Annotated in this window: 1 protein-coding gene; it reads right to left on the bottom strand. The window is 70.7% G+C overall.

Features of this window, described 5'->3' with window-relative positions; genetic code table 11:
* Window positions 1-479 (bottom strand): NAD(P)/FAD-dependent oxidoreductase (locus IF47_RS0126820; RefSeq protein WP_031511631.1); only part of this gene is annotated, 479 nt, incomplete at its 3' end.
* Window positions 480-481 lie beyond the last annotated feature (2 nt).

Here is a 481-nt window from a genome sequence, read left to right as displayed (position 1 = left end):
TCCATCGCGGTGTCGCCGCCGCCGACCACCACGATGTGGTGGCCCTTGAAGAAGAAGCCGTCGCAGGTGGCGCAGTAGGACACGCCGCGGCCGGAGAGCTCCTCCTCCTTCGGCAGGCCGAGCCTGCGGTGCTGGGAGCCGGTGGCGACGATGATCGTCCGGGCCCGGTGCACGGTTCCGGCGGAGTCGGTCACCGACTTGATCTCGCCCTCCAGGTCCACGGCGACCACGTCGTCGGCGACCAGCTCGGCGCCGAACCGCTCGGCCTGGGCGCGCATGTTCTCCATGAGTTCCGGGCCGAGGATGCCGTCGCGGAAGCCGGGGAAGTTCTCCACGTCGGTGGTGTTCATCAGCGCGCCGCCGGCGGTCACCGACCCCTCGAAGACCAGCGGCTTCAGCGAGGCGCGGGCGGTGTAGAGCGCTGCGGTGTAGCCGGCCGGCCCGGAGCCGATGATGATCACGTTGCGGACGTCGCTCACGG

This window comes from Streptomyces megasporus (assembly GCF_000718985.1).
In the GTDB taxonomy this organism is placed as follows: Bacteria; Actinomycetota; Actinomycetes; order Streptomycetales; family Streptomycetaceae; genus Streptomyces; species Streptomyces megasporus.
The sequence above is the reverse complement of the archived record's forward strand: the minus strand, read 5'-3'. Positions and strand labels throughout refer to the sequence as shown.